This window comes from Paenibacillus sp. (genome assembly GCF_031177825.1).
GTDB lineage: Bacteria > Bacillota > Bacilli > Paenibacillales > YIM-B00363 > Paenibacillus_AE.
In genome coordinates this window covers 116,769-138,142 of record NZ_JAPSKE010000001.1, presented here as the reverse complement: position 1 = coordinate 138,142, position 21,374 = coordinate 116,769, and the positions used below count along the sequence as shown (strand labels likewise).

General features: G+C 59.6%; 17 protein-coding genes. 15 read left to right on the top strand and 2 right to left on the bottom strand.

The features are described from left to right. The first annotated feature begins 57 nt into the window (after positions 1–57). Both RIN49_RS00575 and RIN49_RS00570 read left to right on the top strand, forming a co-directional pair. On the top strand, positions 58–918 hold the full coding sequence (locus tag RIN49_RS00575; RefSeq protein WP_309118218.1) for an aldo/keto reductase: 861 nt from the start codon (positions 58–60) through the stop codon (positions 916–918). A gap of 15 nt (positions 919–933) precedes the next feature. Beyond that, complete coding sequence (locus RIN49_RS00570; RefSeq protein ID WP_309118217.1) at positions 934–2,193, top strand: FAD-binding protein; 1,260 nt, start codon at positions 934–936, stop codon at positions 2,191–2,193. A 174-nt stretch (positions 2,194–2,367) separates the two neighbouring features. Here RIN49_RS00570 and RIN49_RS00565 read toward each other — a convergent pair whose 3' ends face one another. Continuing rightward, a complete protein-coding gene (locus RIN49_RS00565) occupies positions 2,368–3,468 on the bottom strand; it encodes a PRK06851 family protein (RefSeq protein ID WP_309118216.1) in 1,101 nt (366 codons plus the stop codon). A gap of 288 nt (positions 3,469–3,756) precedes the next feature. On the opposite strand from RIN49_RS00565, the gene RIN49_RS00560 reads away from it, so the two are divergent. The 10 genes from RIN49_RS00560 to RIN49_RS00515 all read left to right on the top strand — a co-directional run bounded on the left by RIN49_RS00560 (position 3,757) and on the right by RIN49_RS00515 (position 16,761). Then, on the top strand, positions 3,757–6,000 hold the full coding sequence (locus RIN49_RS00560; protein WP_375295190.1) for a hypothetical protein: 2,244 nt from the start codon (positions 3,757–3,759) through the stop codon (positions 5,998–6,000). After that, complete coding sequence (locus tag RIN49_RS00555; RefSeq protein ID WP_309118214.1) at positions 6,001–7,170, top strand: HEAT repeat domain-containing protein; 1,170 nt, start codon at positions 6,001–6,003, stop codon at positions 7,168–7,170. Between the two features lie 96 nt (positions 7,171–7,266). Further along, the gene (locus RIN49_RS00550) at positions 7,267–8,670 is read left to right on the top strand and encodes a glycosyltransferase family 2 protein (protein ID WP_309118494.1); all 1,404 of its coding nucleotides are present in this window, start codon (positions 7,267–7,269) and stop codon (positions 8,668–8,670) included. Between the two features lie 23 nt (positions 8,671–8,693). Continuing rightward, entirely contained in the window at positions 8,694–9,503 is an 810-nt protein-coding gene (locus RIN49_RS00545) for a response regulator transcription factor (protein WP_309118213.1), read from the top strand. A gap of 41 nt (positions 9,504–9,544) precedes the next feature. Further along, positions 9,545–10,900 (top strand): nucleotide sugar dehydrogenase, encoded by a 1,356-nt coding sequence (locus tag RIN49_RS00540; RefSeq protein ID WP_309118212.1) that lies wholly within the window; start codon positions 9,545–9,547, stop codon positions 10,898–10,900. 39 nt (positions 10,901–10,939) lie between these two features. Further along, the gene (glmS, locus tag RIN49_RS00535) at positions 10,940–12,769 is read left to right on the top strand and encodes a glutamine--fructose-6-phosphate transaminase (isomerizing) (RefSeq protein WP_309118211.1); all 1,830 of its coding nucleotides are present in this window, start codon (positions 10,940–10,942) and stop codon (positions 12,767–12,769) included. Between the two features lie 11 nt (positions 12,770–12,780). Then, positions 12,781–13,707, top strand: a complete 927-nt coding sequence (locus RIN49_RS00530) for a copper amine oxidase N-terminal domain-containing protein (protein ID WP_309118210.1) — start codon at positions 12,781–12,783, stop codon at positions 13,705–13,707. A gap of 2 nt (positions 13,708–13,709) precedes the next feature. Further along, positions 13,710–14,471, top strand: a complete 762-nt coding sequence (locus tag RIN49_RS00525) for an NTP transferase domain-containing protein (protein WP_309118209.1) — start codon at positions 13,710–13,712, stop codon at positions 14,469–14,471. 17 nt (positions 14,472–14,488) lie between these two features. Further along, positions 14,489–15,865, top strand: coding sequence for a phosphoglucosamine mutase (gene glmM / locus RIN49_RS00520; RefSeq protein ID WP_309118208.1), 1,377 nt, complete (start codon positions 14,489–14,491; stop codon positions 15,863–15,865). Positions 15,866–15,870: 5 nt separating this feature from the next. Beyond that, a complete protein-coding gene (locus RIN49_RS00515) occupies positions 15,871–16,761 on the top strand; it encodes a hypothetical protein (RefSeq protein ID WP_309118207.1) in 891 nt (296 codons plus the stop codon). Positions 16,762–16,815: 54 nt separating this feature from the next. Here the strand turns inward: RIN49_RS00515 and RIN49_RS00510 are convergent, their stop codons facing one another. Further along, a complete protein-coding gene (locus RIN49_RS00510; RefSeq protein ID WP_309118206.1) occupies positions 16,816–18,222 on the bottom strand; it encodes an S-layer homology domain-containing protein in 1,407 nt (468 codons plus the stop codon). 218 nt (positions 18,223–18,440) lie between these two features. Between RIN49_RS00510 and RIN49_RS00505 the strand changes: the two genes are divergently transcribed. The 3 genes from RIN49_RS00505 to RIN49_RS00495 all read left to right on the top strand — a co-directional run bounded on the left by RIN49_RS00505 (position 18,441) and on the right by RIN49_RS00495 (position 21,270). After that, positions 18,441–18,959 (top strand): tetratricopeptide repeat protein, encoded by a 519-nt coding sequence (locus tag RIN49_RS00505; protein WP_309118205.1) that lies wholly within the window; start codon positions 18,441–18,443, stop codon positions 18,957–18,959. Beyond that, positions 18,956–20,107, top strand: coding sequence for a glycosyltransferase family 61 protein (locus RIN49_RS00500; protein WP_309118204.1), 1,152 nt, complete (start codon positions 18,956–18,958; stop codon positions 20,105–20,107). Before RIN49_RS00505 ends, RIN49_RS00500 begins: the two co-directional genes overlap by 4 nt. Positions 20,108–20,298: 191 nt before the next feature. Next, positions 20,299–21,270, top strand: a complete 972-nt coding sequence (locus tag RIN49_RS00495; RefSeq protein ID WP_309118203.1) for a D-2-hydroxyacid dehydrogenase — start codon at positions 20,299–20,301, stop codon at positions 21,268–21,270. Positions 21,271–21,374: the final 104 nt, after the last annotated feature.

Sequence of the window (21,374 nt, the reverse complement as noted above, 5' to 3'; positions counted from 1 at the left end):
AACTTTGCTACTCTTATTCCGATGGCACCTATTTTAGGTTCAAAGGGGACGATATCGATGATGCCCAAGAGACCGTTAGGCCGTATTCCATTCGAAAGCTCGGTCGTTATGTTCGGAGCCGCAAGTCTCGGCAACGTCACGCAAGAAGAGGCGGACGCCTCGATTCGGTTCGCGCTCGAACGCGGCGTCAACCATTTCGACACGGCGGCGAGCTACGGGGATGCCGAGGAGCGGATGGGGCCGATGACCAGCGAGGCGCGGGGCGAGATTTTCCTCGCGACGAAGACAGGAGAGCGTACGAAAGAAAAGGCGAAAGCCGAAATTTATCGATCGTTGGAGCGGATGCGCGTCGATTCCGTCGATCTGCTGCAGCTTCATGCCGTGGGAACGATCGCCGAGCTTGATTTGTGCACGAACAAGGGAGGCGCGCTGGAGGCGGCTATCGAAGCGAAAGAAGAGGGGATCGTCAAGCATATCGGCATTACGGGGCACGGTCATGAAGCGCCGACCGCGCATTTGGAAGCGCTTCGACGATTCCCGTTCGAAACCGTGCTGCTTCCATTGAACTATTACATGTATTCGATGCCTGAATACCGAGAGACGTTCGACGCCTTGATGGAGGAAGCGGTCAACCGGGAGGTCGCCGTTCGGGTCATTAAAGCGATCGCGAAGGCGCCTTGGGGCGAACGTCGGCAGCGCCCGTACGCAACCTGGTACGAGCCGTTCGATCGGCAGGACGTGATCGACGCTTGCGTTCATTTCGTATTGAAGTTCCCGAACGTGGCGGGCTTCGCAAGCGCGGGGGACGTTCATTTATTTCCGAAAATCGTGGACGCCGCGGAGCGATTCGGTTCGATGACCGACGAGGAGGCGGATCGAATCTTATCGTCCGTCAGCGGGTATACGTCTGTATTTTAGAAGGGACGGGACAAGGTGCATAACGAAAAAAACTGGGCAGGCAATTATGTGTATAACGCTGCGGAAACATACATTCCCGATCGAGTGGATCAAGTGCAGGAATTCGTCGCGACCCGCTCGCGGGTGAAGGCGTTAGGGACGCGCCATTCGTTCAACGCGGTCGCCGACACGACGGCCAGCCATATCTCGCTCCGAAAGCTGAATCGCGTGATCGAGTTGGACCGCACGCGCCATCGGGTGACGGTGGAGGCGGGAATACGGTACGGCGAGCTGTGCGGATATTTGCACGCCAACGGGTATGCGCTGCACAATTTGGCGTCGCTGCCGCATATTTCCGTCGCCGGCGCATGCGCGACGGCGACGCACGGCTCCGGCGACCGGAACCGCAATCTGGCTGCGGCGGTCCATTCCCTCGAACTCGTTCAAGGGGACGGAACGACGGTCGCCTTCACCAAAGAAGACTCGGAGCGTCCGATCGAAGCGGCGGCCGTCGGACTCGGAGCGCTCGGCGTCGTCGTGCGAATGACGCTCGATGTCGCGCCTTCCTTCGAGATGAGCCAAGAGGTGTACGAGAACTTGCCCCTTACGATGTTGAAGGACGATTTCGACGCGATCTTCTCCAGCGCGTACAGCGTCAGTCTTTTCACGGATTGGAAGCGGCCGTCTTTCAATCAGGTGTGGCTGAAGCACAAGGGGAGAGCTCCTGACGATGGGAGAGTAGACTTCTATGGAGCGACGCGAGCAGGCGCGAAGCTGCACCCGGTACCGGGGAGCGGCGCGGAACATTGCACCGAGCAGCAAGGCGTCCCGGGACCATGGCACGAACGCATGCCCCACTTCCGCATGGAATTCACGCCGAGCGCGGGGGAGGAGCTGCAGAGCGAATACTTCGTCTCCCGCGGCGACGCCTATGCGGCTTTATGCGCGCTCGAGGAAATGAAAGATCGGATCGCACCGCTCTTGTATATATCCGAGGTTCGTACGATCGCAGCGGACGAGTTGTGGATGAGTCCTTGCTATCGACAGGATTCCGTCGCGATCCACTTCACTTGGAAGCCGAATTGGGACGCGGTTCGCGACGTTCTGCCGATCGTGGAGGAGAAGCTGGCGCCGTTCCAAGCCCGTCCGCATTGGGGCAAGCTGTTTACGATGCAGCCGGGGAGGCTGCAGTCGCTTTACGCGAAGCTGCCGGAGTTCCGCCGGTTGATGGCTCGCTGCGACCCCGAGGGCAAGTTCCGCAACGATTTTTTGGATACCTACGTCATGGGAAAATGATCGAAAGCCGAAACATCCCGCGGGGGCTTGTCGCCACGCGGGATGTTGCTTGTGCATGACATATAGTCAATGAAGCAGGCCGGCAACTGCACAGGAAGTGTGCGGAAAGTGCACAACCATTAGGCGGAAAGCGCCCAAGGGTTGTGCACTTCGCCGCTGCGGGGCGTTGCGCGTCTAGACGTATCTTTCGGCGATCGCGTCGATCTCCCCACGGATACGATCCCGCATCGAATCGACGACCGCGAAATTCATCGCCTGCCCGTAGATGCGTTCCAACTCGTCGTGAAGCGACTTCGCCGTCGCCAAGTGCCCGATCGACTCTTTCATCTTGGAGGAATACCTCAGCTTCAAGTCCTGCAAAGCGTCCGCATGCGCTTCGTCCGTTCCGGGCTTGATGCAGCGCACGTACATATCCAGGATTTCATCGGATTCCCGTTCGGGAAAATACTCGTGCGGCGCCGTGCTGTCGAAGATGGCGAAGCCGAGCTCCCGGACGATGACCATGTCCAGACTGTTCGGGTCGAAGCCGCAATGGTAGATTTCTACATCGTACCCCCGCTCCGTCGCGGCCGCCGCGACCTTCTTCAGCAGGGTCGACTTGCCGGAGCCGGGTCTCCCCTTAATGAAAATTCTCCGCTTCAGCCCTGCGGTTAAGCTCGGGACGAAGTCGACCGCGCCGGACGGGGTGGCCGCTCCCAAAAACCGGTGATCGACCCGGCTCTTCCTCCCCGTAAGACCGTCTGGGAACAGCGAACGGATGCATTCCCGGGTCAGCCGATCCGCCGCCTCGAAATCCATATTTTCGATATAAATCTTCTCCCAGTCGTCATGAATCCGCAGCGCTTCCGCGAAGCCGCCATAAGCGCGGTCGTACGCCAGCTTGATTTGATCGTTCAGCGCCTGGATCTCGCTTCTGCGGTCGGCCAGCGCGGCCGCGTCCCACGCTTCCCCGAGATTTACGTACTGCTCGACCGCGCCGGGAAGACGGGGTTCGATGACATGAGGCGACGTGCCGTCGACGATGCCGACGCCGATCCCCGGCACGACGACGCCGTCGAGCGAGTCGTTATCCGACGCGCAATGAATGTACCAGACATGATGGCCGGAACGAACCATGGCGTCGCCGACGGCGCGGATGATGCCGGATTTCCCCGTACCGGGGCCGCCCTTCAGAATGTACAGCCGCCGTAGGTCTTGCAGCGACGAGTCGAACAAGTCGGCGAAGCCCTTGGCGGTATTGCCGCCGCAATAAAAATGCAAAACGTTCCCTGACATCGCGAACATCACACCTCTCCTATAGGCAAATGTAATGCTGACATAGCACATCGTATTGCGAACGCTGCCAATTGGTGCCCAATTTTCGCGAAACGAACACAATTTCCATACTTTCATCACACCCGCCGAAAGCGTTCACAACGTTCATACTCCGATTACAATACTCTCTGAACGATTACAATATTTAGCATTTAGAACACAGACAAACGGCCGCTTTCTGAAGTACGATAATTTCGCAAACCACAAATATCGTCAAGAAACGAGGTTTCTAGCAGAGGGAAGTGAAGGATGAAAAAGATGTCGAAGACACTTTCGCTGTTGGCTTTGATCGGCACGGTCGCGGCGGCCGCGACGGCCTACTCGTTCTGGCCGCCGGCGGCCAAGGTCGAAAGCGCCGAGATCGAAGATGGCGTCCGCGCGAAGTTTCGAGCCGAGGGCTCGCAGATCGAAGTATACGCCGATCAAGCCTGGCAGCCATACTTCGCCAAAGGGGTCAACCTCGGCGCGACCACGCCCGGACATTTCCCCGGAGAACTCGCCGTCACGAAGGAAGAATACATTCGATGGTTCGGCATGATTCAAGAGATGGGAGCGAATGTGATTCGCGTTTATACGATCCTAAAGCCGGAATTTTACGAGGCATTGGTCGCTTATAACGCAAAGCGCGAGGGAGATCCGTTGTTTTTCATTCAAGGCGTGTGGAGCCCGGAGGAGCGGTTGATCGAGGGGCAAGACGCGTTCGAGCCGGATGTGAAGCGGCAATTCGAGCAAGAAATCCGGGACGCGGTAGGAGCCGTATACGGCAAGGCGATGCTCGAGGCCGATCCGCATTCGGGGAAAGCGAGCGGCACGTATATTTTTAACGCGGGACCGTATTTGATGGGATGGATTCTCGGCACCGAATGGGACCCCAAGATGGTGGATCGGACGAACCGGCTGCATTCCGACGTGCCGGCGTACGAAGGCGTTCACTTCCGAAGCAAGCCCGAAGCCAGCCCCTTCGAGCGTTGGTTGGCCGAAATGGTCGATATCGCGGCGCAATCCGAGCGGGAACACGGGTGGCAGCATCCGATCGCCTTTTCCAATTGGGTGACGACCGACCCGCTGGAGCATCCCGGCGAGCCGCTGTTCGAGGAAGATCTCGTCTCCGTCGATCCGCTCCATATCGAAGCCGTCGATTGGGGGGCCGGATATTTCGCTTCCTATCACGTGTATCCGTACTATCCGGATTTCTTCGCGTTCGACGCTACGTATCGGACGATGACCAACGACGAAGGGGAGATCGACAGTTACCTGACGTACTTGAACCGGCTGAAGCGGCATCACCGGGAGCTCCCGATCATGATTACCGAATTCGGCGTGCCGGCGTCGCAAGGCGTTGCGCATATGGGTATGCTGGGGCGCGATCAGGGCGGTCATAACGAAGCGCGACAAGGCGAAATCGATCGCGAGCTGTTCCGGCACATCCATTCCGAAGGCTATTCCGGGGCGATTCTGTTTACGTGGCAGGACGAGTGGTTTAAGAAAACGTGGAACACGCTGCAGTACGACGTCCCCGACCGCAGAGCGTATTGGTACAACGCGCTGACGAACGAAGCGTTCTTCGGCGTGCTCGGGATGTACCCGAGCAAGGCGGAGACGATTCTGATCGACGGCGACGCGTCGGATTGGGAACGATTGAAGGCCGGCGATTGGAAGCGCCTGGAGATGCAAGCGGCCGGGTTCGAGGACGTTCGGGCTTCCCACGACGAAGGCTACCTATACCTCCTGCTGCGATTGTCCGAGCCGTTCGATCCCGCGCGGCAGACCGTCTACATCGGAACGGACACGATCCCCGGAGGCAACCGACACGCGGAGGAGCTGGGCGGCTTAACGCTGGACGAAGGATTGGAGACGCTCGTAGAGCTGTCGGGCGAAGAGGCGGGCCGCATTCGAATCGCTTCCAATTACGATTTCCATACGCGGCTCTATCGTCACGCCGGGATGGAGCCGGTCGATCCGCAAGCACTTCGGGACGATTCGGGGCTGTTCCACCCCTGGCGGCTCGTAGTGAACTACAAGCTGGAATATCCCGATTCCCGCTTCGAGCATCCGTTCAAGGACGTCGACGTCGGCGAGCTGATTCGAGGGACGAGCGACCCGGAAGATCCGGATTACGACTCCAAGGCGATGTGGCAAACGGACGGCGAGGTCGTCGAGCTCCGAATCCCTTGGATGCTGCTCGGGTTCAGCGATCCCAGCTCGCTGCGGGTCATCAACTACGAAGACGTCAAAGACGGCAAGCTGGCATCCAGCTTCGTCGACGGCGTGCGGTTGTTCCCTTGGATCGCGGACAAGACGACGGGCGAGCTCGTCGGCATGCCGCCAAGCTCGACTGCAAAACCGTATCCCGTTTCGGCGCTGCCCCTTTACGGATGGGAAGGTTGGGAGGATGTCGACGTGGAGTATGTGGAACGGCCGAAACAAAGTTATTACCTTATGCAGGAAGCCATGAAGGAAGCGAATTTACCCGTCACGGAAGGAGCTCCATAGGTGTATACGAATTTGAACGCAGCCGTCTTTTTCTTGTATGGCTTGATCGCCGTCAATATGATCCTCGCTATGATTCTATACGGCGTGAAGCTGCGCAGCATTCAAAGACGCAAGGCGGAAGAGAGGTTCCAGCGAAAATTCCGGGATTACTTGATTTATATCCAAACGAACGCGGCGGGAGTGGAACGGCTGCGCCCTCCGCCGATGAAGATGAACGCCGTCGAATCGAGCGCGCTGCAACATCGATTGAACGACATGATCGAGATGCTGGCGGGCGAACCGAGGGACAAGCTGATCGAGTTATGCGAACGGCTGGGCTTCGTCCGCGCTCACTTGAACCGGCTGCGGGGTCGAAAGTACCGCGAGAAGGTGGACGCCGCGTATCATCTAGGCTGCATGAGAGCGAAGGAGGCGGTGCCGGCGTTGCTGGAGCTGCTGCGGCATCACCCGCTCGACTCGACGTTGTTTGTTATCGCTCGCGCCGTCGCGAAGTGCGCGCAAGAGGCGAAGGATGTGAAAGAGATGCTGCGCGTCATGACGACGAAGGGGAAGAGCTTCCCCGATCTGCTCGCGGACATCGTCGAGGAAGCGCGGATCGACCGAACGGCCTTGTTCGCCGACTTGCTGCAAGAGCCGCATCCGTCGCTCGTTCGCATCGCCTTCGCCGGACTGAACGGCGCGTCGAACCCGACCCTCGCGGCGGCCGTCTACCGCTGCATCGACACCGAGCATGCGGACATTCGGGAGAAGGCGATCGAGCTGTATTTGAAGTCGTCCGCGATGCTGCCGAAGCACGTCGTCGCCGGATTGCTCGAACATCCGAGCGCGAACGTGCGGCTTCTGACGGCCGGCGCCTTGCGCGATCTGTTGCATCCGACGTATGCGGACGCGATGCGAGCCTGCCTTCGGGACTCGGATCCGCGGGTCGTGGCCGCCGGCGCGGAAGGGCTGCTCGGGCTCGGGTTGCCCGGCATGGAGCGGCTCTGCGCATCCGCGTGGGAGCAGCGTGAGCGAGGAGACGGCACCGCCTTGCAAGACCGAATCGAGGAGGAGCTCGCTTCGTTGTCGGAGAGGCTCGATATGCTCGACGGACTGACCCGATACAACGCCTTATTGTACGCATACGAGAAGACGTTCGGCAGAAACAAACGAATCTACCGCGTCGTATAGTCCAGCCGTCCGAAGAAAGAGGGGAAGATCAACGTGTGGAACGACTTATTACGCATCATCGAATATTATTTGCAGCAGAGCGCATGGTTGAACGGATTGCGAGATTTCTTATTCGCCTACAGCGCCTTCGCGGTCGGGTACGCGATCGTCATCACCGCGATCTACTTTCTCATTTTCGGCCTGTCGATTCGCAATATGTTCGCGCTGAAGCGGGGGATCCGCTATAACCGAGTGAAGAAGCTGTCCGGTTCGGGGCATGTCCCCGCGGTGTCCTTGTTGGTTCCCGCTTACAACGAGGAGCTGACCATTATCGAAAACGTCCGCTCGCTCCTGTCCCTCGATTACCCGGAATACGAAGTAATCGTTATTAACGACGGCTCGAAGGACGACACCTTCCGGATCATGACCGAGCAGTTCCGGCTGGAGCGCATTCGCCCGACGCTGAACGGTCGGATCAAGACGGCGGACATCCGAGGCGTCTATCACAATCCAGAGTACCCATTCTTGTATTTCATCGATAAAGAGAACGGCGGCAAAGCCGATTCGCTCAATGCCGGAATCAATCTGTCTCATTACGATCTGATCTCCACGATCGATGCGGACTCGCTGCTCGAGAAGGACGCCTTGACTCGCATCGCCAGGGTGTATATGGAAAATCCCGAGGATACCGTCGCGGTCGGCGGGAACGTGCGCATCGTCAACAGCTGCACGGTCGAGGGCGGCATCGTGAAAAACGTCCGTTTCCCGAAGCGGTTGCTTCCCGCGCTGCAGAACGTCGAATACTTGAAGGCTTTCTTAGGCGGAAGAATCGGATGGAGCGCCATCAACGGCTTGATCATCGTATCCGGCGCGTTCGGCGTGTTCCAGAAGGACAAGGTGGTCGCGGTCGGCGGTTATCGGGGCGGCTATCCCGGCGAAGACATGAACATCGTCATCAAGCTGCATCGGCATTGCCTCGAGAACGATATCCCGTATCGGGTCGCCTTCTGTCCGGATGCGGTCTGCTGGACGCAAGCGCCGGATTCGTACCGCATACTGAGCAGCCAACGGAAGCGTTGGGGCCGGGGAAACTTGAAAAATATGATCGAGGAAGGCGTCCACATGGCGTTCCGTCCGAGGTACAAGGTGTTCGGTCTGTTGACGCTGCCTTATAACATCCTTTTCGAAACGCTCAATCCGTATATTCGCATCTCCGGGCTGTTGGCGATTATAGGGTATACGCTCCTAAGCATGACGGATTGGACGACGCTGGCGATCTTCGCCCTCGTGAACTTCTTCTGCTGCTTCTTGCTCAGTCTCGGCGCGCTGCTGATCGAGGAGACGACCTTCAGCCGGTACCCGACCGTCGGCGACCTGAACAAGATGCTATTATATTCCTTCTTCATGTTTCTGGGGTACCGGCAGATCGGCGTGTGGTGGAGGCTCATGGGGCACATCGACTTCTTCCGCAATAACAATTCATGGGGAACGATGGTGCGAACGAACTTTAACAAATCCTGATCCGTGGAAGGTAGTGACATCGCATGACCGTGATGGTTCAAGATTCCGTTCATCAATTTAGTCGGCAGCTGTATCGCCTGACCCGAGAAGGCTACGCGAAGAGCGAAGCGTGCGGGATGATGTTGGCCGCGTGTACGAATTCAAATCCAAGATTTCTGGTCCAGCTGCAGTCGTATTTGGCCAAGCACGAGCCGGAGCTGTCCACCGAATGTTATTACGACGAACCATCCCGGGTGCTAGGCGTCGTATTGGAAGGGCGGAGCTTAGCGAGCACGCATTACTTATCCTTAGTGTGCAAGGAATTTCTCGAGCATCACCGCCTGTTGGACGGGCATCTCCTCGTCGCCGCCTTCCCGGAAGCCGGCGAACCGGCGGAGTCGATGGTGTCGCAGCTCGTGGCGGCGGCGACCCGGACGAGAGGGAGAAGCAGAGAAATTCGAATCTTCCTGGAGCAGCCGACGAACAAGAGCGCGTCGTCCATCTTGCTTGCGGATACGGAGGAGACGAGCCGCGAGTTCATTAAGCTGCGCCTGGAGCTGAAGGGGTACGAGGTGTACGAAGCTAGGGACGGCTCGGAAGCGTTGGAAAAGTATTCGATGTTCGCGCCTGACGTCGTCATTACCGAACTCAATCTGCCCGTGCTCGACGGGTACCAGCTCATCGGCCGGATTCAAGAGGAGGCGGACAACGACGGCAAAGTGATCGTGCTGACGGAGAAGCAGACGACGAAAGACATGAACCGCGCCTTCGAATTGGGCGCATCGGATTACGTCACGAAGCCATTTTCGATCTCCGAGCTGGAGTGGAGGATCCGAAAGCTGCAATTTTCGTAATCGAACGTTAAATCCTAGCGAATCGAAAGGTGGAACTCCCTATGATGTATTTCAACCGCTTGAAGGACCGACTGCAAAATAAAACCGCCAAGGTCGGCGTCGTCGGACTCGGCTACGTCGGACTGCCTCTGAGCATGGAGATGGTGAAGGGCGGGTTTACCGTCTTCGGCATCGACACGGACGAACGCAAGGTAGAAGCGCTGCGCGAAGGAAAGTCGTACATCCAAGACGTGCCCGACGCGGCGGTGGCCGACGCGGTGAACGCCGGCATGTTCTTCCCGACGTCGGCGTACGACGTCATGAAGGAGCTCGACATGATCAGCATCTGCGTGCCGACGCCGCTGAGCGAAAATCAAGACCCGGATACGTCGTTCATTAAGAGCGTCGTCCGCGAAATCAAGAAGCATATGCAAAAAGGCACTTTGATCGTGTTGGAAAGCACGACGTATCCCGGCACGACGGAGGAGTTGATCCAATTTGAACTGGAAGCTCAAGGCCTTACGGCGGGCAAAGATTTCTTCCTTTGCTTCTCGCCGGAGCGGGTCGATCCCGGCAATCGCAATTACAACACCTACAACACTCCGAAGGTGATCGGCGGCACCACGGAAGCGTGCAAGGAGCTCGGCGTCCTACTGTACGGACATGTCGTGAAGACGGTCGTTCCGGTGTCGAGTCCGAAGGTCGCGGAGATGTCGAAGCTGCTGGAAAATACGTTCCGAAGCGTCAACATCGCCTTCGTCAACGAGCTGGCGATGATGTGCGACCGGATGGAGATCGACGTCTGGGAAGTCATTCGCGCCGCCTCGACGAAGCCGTTCGGATTCATGCCGTTCCACCCCGGCCCGGGCATCGGCGGCCATTGCATCCCGCTCGATCCGATGTACTTGTCGTGGAAGGCGAAGGAATATCGATTCTACAGCAAGTTCATCGAGCTGGCGCAATCGATCAACGACAATATGCCCGAGTACGTGCTTACCAAGACCGCGCAGGTGCTCAACAAGTACGCCAAGTCGATTCGAAACTCGAAAGTGCTCATTCTCGGCATGGCGTATAAGCCGGACGTGGACGATCTGCGCGAGTCGCCCGGTCTCGAGGTGTACGAGCTGTTCCGAGGAAGCGGAGCCTTCGTGGACTACTACGACCCTTACGCCACTTCCTTCAAGGACGAACGCGGCGCCGTCGTCGCCTCCGTCACGTACGATCCGGCGGCGTTCGCCCGGTACGACTGCATGGTGTTCATCACGAATCACCGCTGCTTCAGCTACCATGAGCTCGCCGCGCTTGGCGTGCCGATCATCGATACGCGCAATGCCTTCGCCGGCATCCCATCGGACAACATCTACAAATTAGGCACCGGCATCAAGACGCCGGAAGCGAAGCTGGCCGTCGGCGTCTGATAGACATAGAGACATAACGGAGAGGAGAACCAAATTTATATGTGCGGAATCGTAGGTTACATCGGAAAGAGAGACGTGCAGCCGATTCTAGTGAACGGGCTGAGCAAGCTGGAATATCGCGGATACGACTCCGCGGGCATCGCGGTACTGGAGCCTGAGGGCCTGGGGGTTCGAAAGGCGGAAGGACGGCTTGCGAATTTGGACGGCAAGCTGAAGACGATGCCCCTGAAGGGAACGATCGGCATCGGTCATACGCGGTGGGCGACGCACGGGGGACCGTCGGACGCGAATTCGCATCCGCATACCGATATGTCGGGAGCCTTCTCCATCGTACATAACGGGATTATCGAAAATTATCTCGAGATCAAGGAGGAGCTCGCGGGCAAAGGCGTCTCGTTCGCTTCCGAGACCGACACGGAAGCGATCGTCCATCTGATCGCCGATCTCTATGACGGCCACCTCGTCTCCACTGTGCGCCGGGTCATACGAAAGCTTCAAGGAGCGTACTCCTTAGGCGTTATCACGAAGCACGAGCCCGACAAGCTGGTAGCCGTCCGGCAGGCGAGCCCGCTCGTCATCGGCGTCGGCGCGGGGGAAAACTTCATCGCCTCCGACATCTCCGCCATTCTCGAGCATACGAAGGATGTGTATATCCTAGAGGACGGCGACGTTGCGACGCTGACGCTCGATCGCATCGATATCGTGAAGGGCGACACCGGACAAGCGGTCGACCGGAAGCTCCATCGAATCGATTGGGACGAAGAGCAGGTGCAGAAGGGACCGTACGAGCACTTTATGCTGAAGGAAATTCACGAGCAGCCGTTGACGCTGCGCAATACGATGGCCGGCCGCATCGACGGCGGGAATCGGATCGTCTTGCCGGAAATTCCGTTACCCGAAGAAGAGCTCCAAAAGATCGAGAAGATGTACATCGTCGCGTGCGGGACCGCGTACCACGCGGGGCTCGTCGGCAAATTCGCGATCGAGTCGCTCACTCGGATCCCCGTCGAGGTCGACATCGCATCCGAATTCCGCTATAGAGACCCGATCGTATCGGACAACACGCTCGTAATCGTCGTCAGCCAATCCGGAGAGACGGCGGATACGATCGCCGCGCTGCAGGAGAGTCAACGCCGCGGAGCGAAGGTGCTCGCCATCACGAACGTCGCCGGCAGCACGATCGCGCGCCAAGCGGATTACGTCCTCGCCACGAAGGCGGGACCCGAGATCGCGGTCGCTTCCACGAAGGCGTATACCGCTCAGCTGCTGGCGTTCGAATTACTGGGGCTGTACTTCGCGCAGACGCTTCGGACGCTGGACGACGAGACGCGGTCGTCTTTGATCGACGGCGTGAAGCAGCTGCCGCACCAAGTGGAGAAGCTGCTTGCGAACGCCGACGAGATCAAGTGGTTCGCGGAGTCGATCCGGGACCGGCGCAGCGTGTTCTTCATCGGGCGCGGGCTGGATTATGCGGTCGCGCTGGAAGCTTCGTTGAAGCTGAAGGAAATTTCGTACATTCATTCCGAAGCTTATGCGGCGGGCGAATTGAAGCACGGCAGCCTCGCGCTCGTCGAAGAGGGAACGCCGGTCATCGCGCTCGTCACGCATCAACAGCTGTTCGAGAAGACGGTCAGCAATATTAAGGAAGCGAAGGCTCGCGGTGCGCGCGTCATGGGCGTAACGGTCGACGGCAACGTGGAGCTGCTCGACAGCGTGGACGAAGCATGCTTCATTCCTCGGACGCACCAGCTGTTCGCGCCGATTCTGGCCGTCGTCCCGATGCAGCTGCTCTCGTATTACACTGCGTTAGCGTTAGGCAACGACATCGATAAGCCAAGAAATCTAGCGAAGAGCGTCACCGTCGAATAACGGCGAGCTTGATGATTCTACGCACGTTCGTTCGAAAACGGCGGTTCGCGATTGGCTTATCCGTTGCCGCCGCGCTGCTCGCTTCGTTGATCGCCGCGCTCGTCTCGGTCGGAGATCGGCGTCCTCCCCTGCATAAGGGGACTTGGATCTGGGACGCGGAATCCGTCGTCGAGCAAGCGGATCCGATTTTGAATTTTTCCAAACGAAACGACGTCACCCACATATACCTGTACATCGATCGACAGAACGTTACGCCGGGCGAGTACGCAAAGTTCATTGCCCAAGCGGGGAAGCGAGGCATCCGAGTGGAGGCGTTGGCCGGCGATCCGACTTGGGGATGGAGAGCGAAGAGGGAGCATCTTCAGTCGTTCCTGGAATGGGTCGCTCGCTATAACACCGACGTCGACGAGGACGCTCGCTTCAGCGGGATTCACTTGGACATCGAACCGTACTTATTGCCCGAATGGGAGAAGGACGCGCCGCGCCTGCTCGAGGAATGGCTCGCCAACCTGGATTACGCCGCGCAGGAGGCGCGCCGGATCGGAGACCTGGAGGCATCCGCGGACGTACCGTTTTGGATTCACGAGCTAGAAGTGCCTGGATACGAACGATATTCCGTCGGCGCCTGGCTGTTCAAGCGGTTCGACACGGTCGTACTGATGGACTATCGAGACCGCGCGGAAGGGTCCGACGGTATCGTCGCCCACGCGTCCGCGATGGTGGACGAGGCGACGTCGGCGGACAAGGCGGTCGTCGTCGGCGTGGAGGTCGCGCCGAACGACGAAGCCGAGAAGACGACGTTCCATGAAGAAGGAATCGAGACGATGGAACGGGAGCTGGAGAAGACGCGGCGGCATTTCCAAAATTACCGCGGCTTCCGGGGAACCGCGATTCACGGCTTCCCGGAATGGATATCCCGCGAACGAAAAGGAGAATGAGGATGAAAACGTATGCGATTGTATTGGCGGCAGGCAAAGGGACCCGGATGCAATCCGATCTTCCGAAGGTGCTCCACCGCGTCGGCGGCAAACCTATGATCGAACATCTGGTCGATAAGCTGGAACAGATGAACGTCGACGACATCTTCGTCGTCGTCGGCTATCGCGGAGAGCTCGTGAAGGCGCAACTCGGCGGCCGCGTCACGTACGTCGAACAACGCGAGCAGCTCGGCACCGCGCACGCCGTCCGGCAGGCGGCGCCGTTGTTGAAGGGCAAGCAAGGACAGACCCTCGTCCTCTTGGGCGACACGCCGTTGCTCAAGCCGTCGACGATGGAGCGGTTGATGAAGCTGCAGCGGTATACGCGCTGCCCCGGCGTCGTCTTGACCACGCTCGTCGACGATCCGACCGGGTACGGCAGAATCGTCCGCGATCCGTTCACGGGCCATGTGGCGAGCATCGTGGAAGATCGCGACGCGCTTCCCGAGCAGCGCCGGATTCGGGAGGTCAACACCGGCAATTTCTGCTTCGACAACCAAAGCTTATTCCGCGCGCTGCCAGGCATTCGCAATCGGAACGCGCAGCAGGAGTATTACTTAACGGATATCGTTCCCGCCTTGCGAAGGACGGGAGCCGCGAACGTACGGCCGGCGCTCGAGTCGTTGACGTTGATCGATCCGGCGGAAGCGATCGGGATCAATACCCGCGCCCAATTGGCGGAAGCGGAACAAGCGCTGGGCGGCCTGATGCGTGCGGTCGTCTAACAAGGAGGAGGAGAGGAATGGGAACTTATTTCGGAACGGACGGAATCAGAGGCGCGGCGAATACGGAGCTGAGTCCGGAGTTGGCGTTCCGCGTCGGCCGATTCGGCGGGTACGTCCTGACGCGGGAGAGGCAAGGCGGACGGCCCAGAATCGTAATCGGGAAAGACACCCGCATCTCGGGCGACATGCTCGAAGCCGCGCTCGTCGCCGGCTTGCTATCGATCGGCGCGGACGTACTGCAAGCCGGCGTCATCCCGACGCCGGGGGTCGCCTATTTAACCAAGACGTATCATGCGGACGCGGGCATTATGATTTCCGCGTCCCACAATCCGCTAGGGGATAACGGGATCAAGCTGTTCGGCGCGGACGGCTTTAAGCTGTCGGATCGGCTCGAGGCCGAGATCGAAGCGTTCCTCGCGGCGGATTCGGGAGCCGATCGGGCCATCGGACTCGCGCCTCGCCCGGTCGGGAGCGACATCGGCACGCTGCTGTTCTTCCCGGAAGGCGCGCAACAGTACGTCTCGCATCTCCGGTCGACGGCTCGGCACCGGTTCGACGGGCTGCGCGTCGCGATCGATTGCGCGAACGGCGCGGCATCCATGCTGGCCCCGCGGTTGTTCGAGGCATTAGGCGCGGAGACGATCCCGCTGGCGAACGAGCCGAACGGCTTGAACATTAACGAGGGCTGCGGGTCCACGTCCCCCGATTTCATTCGGAACGCCGTATTGGAGCGGAAGGCGCATCTCGGATTATCCTTCGACGGAGATGCCGATCGGTTGATCGCCGTCGACGAGAACGGCGACATCGTGGACGGCGACCGCATCTTGTTCGTTCTGGCCCGCGCCATGGCGAACCGCGGTCGATTGCATGGCAATGCGGTCGTCACGACCGAGATGAGCAATCTCGGATTCGAGAAGGCGCTGCAGGAACGGGGGATCGACGTCGTCAAGAGCAAGGTGGGCGACCGGTACGTCATGGAACGGATGCTCGGCGGCGGCTACAATCTCGGCGGCGAACCGTCCGGCCACATGATCCTGCTCGACTACGCGACGACCGGCGACGGGATGCTGACGGCGGTGCAGCTGTTGGACGTAATGGTTTCCGAAGGCAAGACGTTGTCCGAGCTGACCGCCGGCATGACCGCGTACCCTCAGCTGCTGTTGAACGTCCCGGTGCAGCAGAAGCGTAAGCTCGCGGAAAACGAAAACATTCTGAAGGCAATTCGGGAGACGGAACGCCGGCTGGGCGACGCCGGGAGAGTGCTGGTCCGTCCTTCGGGTACCGAGCCGCTCGTTCGGGTCATGGTCGAAGGACCCGACGAGCGGGAGCTGCCGGCGCACGCGGAGCGCATCGCGGCGACGATCCGGAGCGAGCTGTCCTACAGCGCGGTGTAGCGGTTATGAAACTCTATATGATCGCGGGAACGCTGTTGGTCGGGCTCGTCGCCGGAATCGCCGGGGGTATCGCCTACGCCTCCGAAAGTCGCGACGGGGGCGGGGGCGTCGGAACGCCCTTCGCCGAGTCGCCGCTGCCGGGCGGCGGGCTGCAGGTGCCGCATAACGAGAGGCTTCATCTTTCCACCGACCGGAAGTGGGTGTTTTCCGAAGGCCATCTGTCGGATTTGATTCGCTTGCAATGGACGGAGGACCGCGCGAAGCCCGCGCTCGCTTGGGCCGACGAGAAGGGTCTGGACAAGGCGGCCATCGTCACGCATGCGAAGGCGAACGACCCCGACCAAGCGGATCACAATCATATCTCGATCGAAACGACGATGTCGCCGGACGGCGAGCAGGCGAATCAGCTGTTCACCCGATTCGAAATTCCGTTCGATCAGGACGTGGCGGACATTCGGACGCATTCCTCGAACTTCAACGTCGTGGACGGCATATTACGCGTCGCCGGCTCGGAAGGGGTGACGCGCGACTTCCAGTTCGCGAAAACCGAGAAGGGCAACGTCACGACGCCCCGATGGGCGATCCGGGCCGATGCGACGGAGGAGAGCGGGGCGGACGCCGGTTCGAACTTCCACGTCGTCCGCTATTCGGATGCGGGGGAGGCGCTGGATACGCCGTTATTCATCGGCCGGGACGCCGGGAACGTCGGGATCGGCAATACCGACCCCGCGTCGAAGTTGGACGTAGACGGAGACAGCATTCGCATCCGCCAAGCCAAGACGCCCGAATCCTCTTCCGCGGATGGGAAGGTCGGAGAGCTGGCTTGGGATAACGGGTATTTGTACATTTGCGTCGCGGAAAACACGTGGAAGCGTGCCGCGTTGGAGGCTTGGTAATCCGGAACAGAAAACGGTCTACGGCGGACGCCCCGCCGTAGACCGTTTCGTCGTTCATTCGCGTCGCTTCAATCGGTACGTCTCATAAGCCAGCTCGACCAACTCTTCGCGAGCCATCTCGTACCGGTAACCGGGCCGCCGATCTTGGTAGCCGGCCTTCGTCATCGCTCCGATCCAGCTCTGCGCCCAATCGGAGGCGCCCGGCACGACCGCGTTCCGATCTTCCGCGAGACCGATCGTCTTCGCCATGACGCTGAACGCTTCTTCGACCGTGATCATGCCGTTCGGTTCGAACGTTCCGTCGCCGTTTCCTTGAACGGCGCCGATGCGGCGGGCGGATTCCACCCAGCCGTAGAACCATTGCCTCGGCGAAACGTCGCGGAAGGAAGCCTCGGCCGGCCTTTCCAACGTCGCTTCCGTATACCCGGCGATTCTGGCGGCGATCGCGGCTACCTCCGCGCGCGTCGTCGGCTTGCCGAAGCCGGTCGTGCCGTCGGGATAACCGGTCATGATGCCCGCATCCCGCAGTTCGCGGAACTGTCGTTCCATCGTTTCTTCCTCTTGGCGAAGCATGGCTTGATAAGCATCGTAGGTATGTACGGCGACGCCCCCGAAGCCGGGATGCTCGGCGTAATGCCGGCGGATCGCTTCCATCTGAACCTTCATATAATGGACGTTCTTTCCGCTGTACGTGACGTAATCCGGAATTCGCTCGCCGTCGGGCGGCAGCGTCTCGGCTCCGACGTAAGCAAGCTTGCCGACCTTGCCGGCGTATGCGACATCGATCGAGGAAAGCTCGATTTGCGCAGCCGCGGTATCGCGGTAGGCCATGATGGAAACCGAGTCGACGACGTCCAAAATATGATGGCTTAACGGCTTCTCGACGCCGTTATAGTCGACTGTCCTCGGCTTATGACTCGCGGCGTACCAGAACGGAATCGCCGCGTTCAATTCCAGCTCGTCCGGAACCAATCGTTCGGCCGTATCCAATAGACGCAGCAGCTGCGCGCCGATGCCGGCCGGATCGTCCGCATATTGCGGCAGCGTATACGGTTCGACGTCGAGTTGGATGCCGTCGAACGGGGTAGACGGGTGACGCGCGTTGAAGTCGAGCACCTGCGAGATGTGCTTAATCGCGGAGGCATGATGTTCCGCGAGCGCCCAATCGGCCTTGCCGGCAAGCGCGAACACGCGGATGCCCTGGGCATGAGCGCGCCGGATCAGATCGGCGTATTTCGGTTCGGCCTCGGCCAGCGTCGTTCGGGTGCCGACGAACAAGACGTTCGCATCGACTTGCCGGGAAAAGCGGAGAAGCCGTTCTCTGCGCTCCTCCGTCGAGACGGACGTGTTATAGTCCCACGCCCACATCGCCGTAACGGCGTCGGGCTCCGCTTGGGCCGGACGGACGAACATCGTCGCCGCCATAAGTACGGCGACGGACAGAACGATTGTCGCTTTCATGATTTCCCTCTTTTTTACGAAGTATAGGCCTATCCTTAGAACGAAATCGACAGCCAAAGGTTGCGCCGCAAGAGGAATCTATCCTGCGAGAACGCGGACATTCGCCCGTTTTCCTCCGCAGGGACAGCGTTTGGGCCGCTGTCGATTGCGGGACGGCCGCCGCATCAATACCATTGTAAGGAGAGTACAATGAGTCGTCCCGGAGAGGAGTAATTGACATGTTCAACGACAACGTGCGGGATCTGATTCGTTCCGGTTCGCTCAAGTTTCGCAGCGGCGATTATGAGCAAGCGTTCAAGCTGTTCCAGGAAGCAGCGCGGTCCGACCCCAACAGCGCGGAGGCCCATGCTTGGCTGGCGGCGGTCCATGGACGCCGAATCGAGGGCGCGATCAGCATGACGGAGAAAATCAAGCTTCTCTCGCTGCTGGAAGACGAGCTGGCCGTCGCGCTCCGCCTCGATTCCACGCTGCCTCTCGCCAGAAGAATGAACGGCGCCATGCTGCTTTACACGCCCGAAATGCTCGGCGGAAACCCCGCAGCGGCCGCCGACGAGTTCCGCTATTGCATCGATCGCGGCATGGACGATGCGGACGTCTGGGTGTCGCTTGCAGAATGTTACGCCAAGACTGGATTCCCGGAGCAAGCGATCAAGGCGGTGGAAGCGGCGTTGGAGCGCGACCCCGGCCATGAACGAGCGACGGCGTTATTGCACCGAGCGAGAGGCGGATCGGCATGAGAGAACGTATACCGGACGGCGTCTACGAATCGCTGTGGAGCTGGGTCGAGGCGTCTCGTTCGACGAAGCTACCCGGCCACGAGCTGCAAGACGTCCTATATGCGGAAGACACGATTCGCCTCGATCGGGCGATCGGATTGGACGCGCACCGCCATCCCAACTTCGACGTCGACGCCGCGACCGCCGAGAAGGCGTTCGTCGGGGTTTTGCCCGGAGGGCGGTATTGGGTGTCCGACGACGGGACGATCGCGGTCATCTCCACCGACAATAAACTGATTTGGGACGTGTCGATGCAATATCGGCTGCCGCGGATCAGACACCCGGTTTTCCAGAAACCCGATTTGCCCCCGGTCGCCTATACGGCGGACAACGTGGCCGTCTTAACGTATGTCTTCTACGACAATTATTACCATTGGCTGGCCGAAGTATTGGCCCGCATCCATCTTCTCGACCGGAGCGGCGTTCGCGTCGACAAATATATATTCAACGACTTCGGGACCGCCGGGTTCCACGCGGAGACGCTGGCGGCGCTCGGGATCGGCGAGGATCGAATTATCCGGAGCCGTAACGGCATGCACTTGCAGGCCGAGCGCTTGATCGTCCCTTCGCTGGAGATGTATTCGCTTCTGCCTTACGTTCCGAATTTCCCGCCGAAGTGGGCGATTCGGTATTTACGTTCCAAGCTGATGGACTCGGACCTCGCCGCATCTTCCGGTTCGGGCGGACGCGAACGGCTTTACATCAGCCGAGGGGACGCCCGATTACGCAACGTCGCGAACGAGGCGGAAGTCGCGGAGATGCTGAGCTCCTACGGCTTCAAGGCCGTTACGCTCGGGCGCATGACCGTAGCGGAGCAGGTCCGTGCGTTCGCGACGGCCGAAGCGATCGTCGCGCCGCACGGAGCGGGTTTGGCGAATCTCGTCTTTTGCCGGCCGGGGACGCGTCTGCTTGAATTTTACTCCCCAAATTATGTGAACCCGTTGTATTGGTACCTTAGCAATCAAGTGGGGGTCCGGTATTTCTACTTGATCGGTCAAGGCGATCGATTGCCGATCGGTTCGGGCGCTGTGGACGTCGGGTACCGCGTCGAATCCATTACGGTAGATATAGAGGAGCTCGAAGCGATGTTGAAGCGTATGGGCGTATGAGGGGAACGCCGTTACGCGACCGTAACATCGTTCGGAGCTTCGAGAGCACGCTACGAAGCCGCCTTGACGAATCGTCTCGGCGGATTTTTTCATGTGTTCAGGCAGGAATCGACCCTAACGACACAGAAGAACGCAATGATAGGGATTAGAAAATTATGGACTCTCGCGAGCGGAAAGAAGGCGAAGCGAATATGAACATCGTCGTATTAGACGGATACACGTTAAATCCCGGAGACTTGGATTGGAGCGGACTCCAAGCGTTGGGCGAGGTGACGGTGTACGACCGTACTCCGGCAGAGCTGGTCGTCGAACGCGCCCTCGACGCCGACCTGGTGTTAACCAATAAGACGCCGCTGCGTGCGGAGTCGCTCGAACGGCTGCCGAAGCTTCAATACATCGGCGTGCTCGCGACCGGCTATGACGTCGTCGACGTTAGCGCCGCGGATCGGAAGGGCGTGACGGTGACGAACGTCCCGAATTACGGCACGGATTCCGTCGCTCAATTCGTCTTCGCCCTCATTCTCGAGTTGACGAACCGCGTCGGACTGCATAGCGATTCCGTTCATGCCGGGGCGTGGAGCGCAAGTCCGGATTTTAGTTATTGGCGGTCGCCGTTGACGGAGTTGTCGGGGAAGACGCTCGGGATCATCGGCATCGGGCGGATCGGGAGCCGAACGGCGGAGATCGCCGCCGCTTTCGGCATGAAGGTGAAGGGGTACGCCCCGCGGACGAAAGCGTTGCCCGCCGGCTCTCCGATCGAGCTCGCCGATATGGACGAAGTGCTGCGATCGTCCGACTTCCTTAGCCTGCATTGCCCGCTCACCGACGACACCCGGGAGCTCGTCAACCGAACGACGATCGCGAAGATGAAGCCGTCCGCCTTCGTCATTAATACGGCTAGGGGAGCGCTCATCCGCGAGGTAGACTTGGCCGACGCCTTGCGCGAAGGCCGACTCGCCGGCGCCGCGCTCGACGTCTTGACTCGGGAGCCGCCGGAGGCGTCGTCTCCGCTGCTCGGACTGCCCAATTGCGTCATCACGCCGCATATCGCTTGGGCGAGCCGGGAAGCAAGAGCAAGGCTGCTTCGTCAAGCCGTAGACAACGTACGCGACTTCTTGGACGGAGCCCCGTCGAATGTCGTTCGGCCGGCCGGCGCGAAATAACGCTGCACGAAGGATCCTACGGGGCGAGCAACCGATGTTAGGCCGGTCTATCTCTGCCGGTCCTTCGCGGGACCCCCATAAACCGCCCTCTTCCTACGAATCGT

What these genes read in the sequence shown, in the direction of transcription:
- RIN49_RS00565 (WP_309118216.1), bottom strand. Translation starts at nt 3,468, where the DNA reads ATGTCAGGGAACGTTTTGCATTTTTATTGCGGCGGCAATACCGCCAAG.
- RIN49_RS00575 (WP_309118218.1), top strand. Translation starts at nt 58, where the DNA reads ATGATGCCCAAGAGACCGTTAGGCCGTATTCCATTCGAAAGCTCGGTC.
- RIN49_RS00560 (WP_375295190.1), top strand. Translation starts at nt 3,757, where the DNA reads ATGAAAAAGATGTCGAAGACACTTTCGCTGTTGGCTTTGATCGGCACG.
- RIN49_RS00545 (WP_309118213.1), top strand. Translation starts at nt 8,694, where the DNA reads ATGACCGTGATGGTTCAAGATTCCGTTCATCAATTTAGTCGGCAGCTG.
- RIN49_RS00500 (WP_309118204.1), top strand. Translation starts at nt 18,956, where the DNA reads ATGAGAGAACGTATACCGGACGGCGTCTACGAATCGCTGTGGAGCTGG.
- RIN49_RS00510 (WP_309118206.1), bottom strand. Translation starts at nt 18,222, where the DNA reads ATGAAAGCGACAATCGTTCTGTCCGTCGCCGTACTTATGGCGGCGACG.
- RIN49_RS00495 (WP_309118203.1), top strand. Translation starts at nt 20,299, where the DNA reads ATGAACATCGTCGTATTAGACGGATACACGTTAAATCCCGGAGACTTG.
- RIN49_RS00515 (WP_309118207.1), top strand. Translation starts at nt 15,871, where the DNA reads ATGAAACTCTATATGATCGCGGGAACGCTGTTGGTCGGGCTCGTCGCC.
- RIN49_RS00530 (WP_309118210.1), top strand. Translation starts at nt 12,781, where the DNA reads ATGATTCTACGCACGTTCGTTCGAAAACGGCGGTTCGCGATTGGCTTA.
- glmM (WP_309118208.1), top strand. Translation starts at nt 14,489, where the DNA reads ATGGGAACTTATTTCGGAACGGACGGAATCAGAGGCGCGGCGAATACG.
- RIN49_RS00525 (WP_309118209.1), top strand. Translation starts at nt 13,710, where the DNA reads ATGAAAACGTATGCGATTGTATTGGCGGCAGGCAAAGGGACCCGGATG.
- RIN49_RS00505 (WP_309118205.1), top strand. Translation starts at nt 18,441, where the DNA reads ATGTTCAACGACAACGTGCGGGATCTGATTCGTTCCGGTTCGCTCAAG.
- glmS (WP_309118211.1), top strand. Translation starts at nt 10,940, where the DNA reads ATGTGCGGAATCGTAGGTTACATCGGAAAGAGAGACGTGCAGCCGATT.
- RIN49_RS00540 (WP_309118212.1), top strand. Translation starts at nt 9,545, where the DNA reads ATGATGTATTTCAACCGCTTGAAGGACCGACTGCAAAATAAAACCGCC.